At 70.1% G+C, this 2,505-nt stretch carries 2 protein-coding genes; both read right to left on the reverse strand.

Going from position 1 to position 2,505, the window contains the following annotated elements; translation table 11 throughout:
* Positions 1 to 697: response regulator transcription factor (locus V7793_RS36340; RefSeq protein ID WP_336013944.1), on the reverse strand; the 697-nt coding region annotated here is incomplete at its 3' end.
* Between the two features lie 297 nt (positions 698 to 994).
* A partial coding sequence (locus tag V7793_RS36345; protein ID WP_336013945.1) for an outer membrane protein assembly factor BamB family protein occupies positions 995 to 2,505 on the reverse strand: 1,511 nt, incomplete at its 5' end.

Here is a 2,505-nt window from a genome sequence, read left to right on the forward strand (position 1 = left end):
CAGGGCCCCTCTGCGGGGGCAGCGGCCCGGGACCCGCGGCCGCCCGGTCCAGCAGACCCGTGCGCGCCGCGAGGGCCGCCGCCTCCAGCCTCGACCCCACTCCCAGCTTCATCAGCACCCGCTGCACGTGCGTGCGGGCCGTGCTCGGCGCTATGCCCATGCCTGCCGCGATGAGCCGCGTGTCCTCGCCCTCCGCGACCCGTACGAGGACCTCCACCTCCCGCGGTGTGAGGAGCTGCAGGAGCCGCGCGCCCTCGTCGTCCGGCTGGGCGGCGGGGTTGAGGAGCTCCGTGAACGCCCCTTGCAGGAGCTGGGGATCGACCGCGGCCTCGCCCGCCCTCGCCTTCATCATGGCGCGCTCCACGCCTTCGATCCGCTCGTTGTGCCGCACGTAGCCCGACGCGCCGGCGGCGAAGGCCGCGGCGATGCCGAGCGGGCTCGGCACGGGGCCGAGCACCACGACGGCCACCTGCGGCCGGTCGCGCTTGATGCGGACGATCGGATCGAAGACACCCGGCTCGGCCGGGGTGGCGGTGCCCAGCAGGCACACTTCGGGGGCGCGGCTCACCACCAGGTCGGCGGCCCCCGCGCTCGGCGCGGCCGCGGCCAGAACCCGGTGCCCGCGCAGCTTCAGGGCCGAGGCGAGCGCCTCGGCCAGCAGTCGGTGATCATCGACCACCATGAGCCGCACGCCCATGCGCTTGCCCCCTGTCGCCCCGCGTACGTCTCTACGTCTCCTTGTCGACCCCTCGACCCCGGAAGCTACACGCTTGTTCGACGTTGCGCGCCCCTTACCGGTGAGAAGTCCCCCGGAATGCCGAAATCCCTGCCAATCGCGTGTACTTCGAGACTGAAACGGATCGTTCAGGCACGGCAGCGCGACGGGCAGGGATACGACGGCAATTGTGCTTGATCACGGCGCCAAGCGGTCGGAAACCGCCGTCACGGCGGCGCCGTGATCATGTGGTGTCAACGGAAGCGTCAGCTTGGCGCGTCAGCTCTCACCGAAGATCATCATGGTGTACTGCTTGCCGAGACCGGCCGTGGTGCGGTGCGCATAGTTCGTCCCGAGGAAGAGCCGGCCCTGGGCCCACAGACCCTGCTGGAAGTCGGGCGACAGCTCCCGCTCCGGACGGGACGTCTCGTCGGCGTTCTTCAGCAGCACCTCGCCCTTGTACGTCTTGGGGTCGATGCGCATGACCTTGCCGCCCGCGTTGTACGTCGGGATCTGGTACGCGATCGGGTAGCCGTCCTCGTCGATGCCGAGGGGCACCAGGCTGGAGCCGGGCGTGCCGTCAGTCTTGCCCTTGGTCTGGCCGCTGGACAGGTCGAAGGCGACGATCTCGTTGACGCGGCCGACCTGGTTCGGGTCGCCCGAGGAGTGGTCCTCGGTCGGCATGTAGAGCGTGTCCTTGGTGACGACCATCTTGGTGCAGCCCTCGACCTCGGTCGCCGGGCAGCGCGGCTCGTACTTGCCGTTGTCCGTGGAGATCTTGCTGCGGAGCTTGCCCTCGGCGGCGCTGTCGTCGATCACGAAGAAGTCGGACGCGCCGTTGCCCTTGCTGCCGCCCGCGTTGACGCCGACGACCAGCGGGTCGGTGGAGGCGATGTGCGGCCAGGACAGGCCGGGCGGCAGCTTGTACTTGGAGAGCGGCTTGCCGGACTTGGGGTCGAGCGTCTGGATCTCGACGATGCCGCGCTCGATGTCACCGCACCGGCGCACGGCGACGAGCTTCTTGCCACCGCCGTAGCCGCCGTCGCGGCAGTCGTCGCCGTCGGACTTGGGCGCCCACAGCTCCTTGCCCTCCGCCAGCGACCAGGCGGCTCCGCCGCTGATGCCGCCCGCGGCGACCGTGCCGCCGCCGATGGTGACCTCGGAGAAGCTCACGTCGCGGTCACCGGACTTGACGGACTTCTGCCAGAGCTTGGTGCCCTTGTTGACGTCGAAGGCGATGACCTGGGTGCAGGGGCCGCCGTACTTCTTCTCCGCGCTGGGCTTGCCGTCGCTGACCAGGACGACGGCCTTGCCGTCCTCCGTGGCCTTCGGGTTGGCCCAGCAGACGGCGCCGTCGAGCGGGAGCTCCCACTTCTTGCCACCGGACAGGCCGTAGCCGACGATCTTGTAGATGTCGGTCTTGGCCACCGCCTGGTCGGTGGCCCACATGCCCTTCATGTTGACCATGTCGTCGACTTTTTCCTGCTCGACGTTGAAGAGCAGTTTGCCGGCGCCGGTCTTGGGCTTCTCGCCACCACCGCCCTTGCCGCCCTTGTTGCCGGTGCCGCCGGTCTGGCCGTTGCTGGAGACGTTGGGCTCGTCGTGGTGTCCGCCGCCCTGGCTGGCGAACCAGATGCCACCGCCGGCGAGGACGAGGACCGCGGCCACACCGCCGGCGATGATCGCCATGCGCTTCTTCTTGGCGGCGTCACCGCCGTTGCCACCGGGCGCGCCGGGGTACTGGCCGGGCGCGCCGTACGGGCCGGGCTGCTGCTGCGGGTACGCGCCGT

It is taken from the genome of Streptomyces sp. KLMMK, assembly GCF_036961605.1.
GTDB classification, from domain to species: Bacteria; Actinomycetota; Actinomycetes; order Streptomycetales; family Streptomycetaceae; genus Streptomyces; species Streptomyces telluris.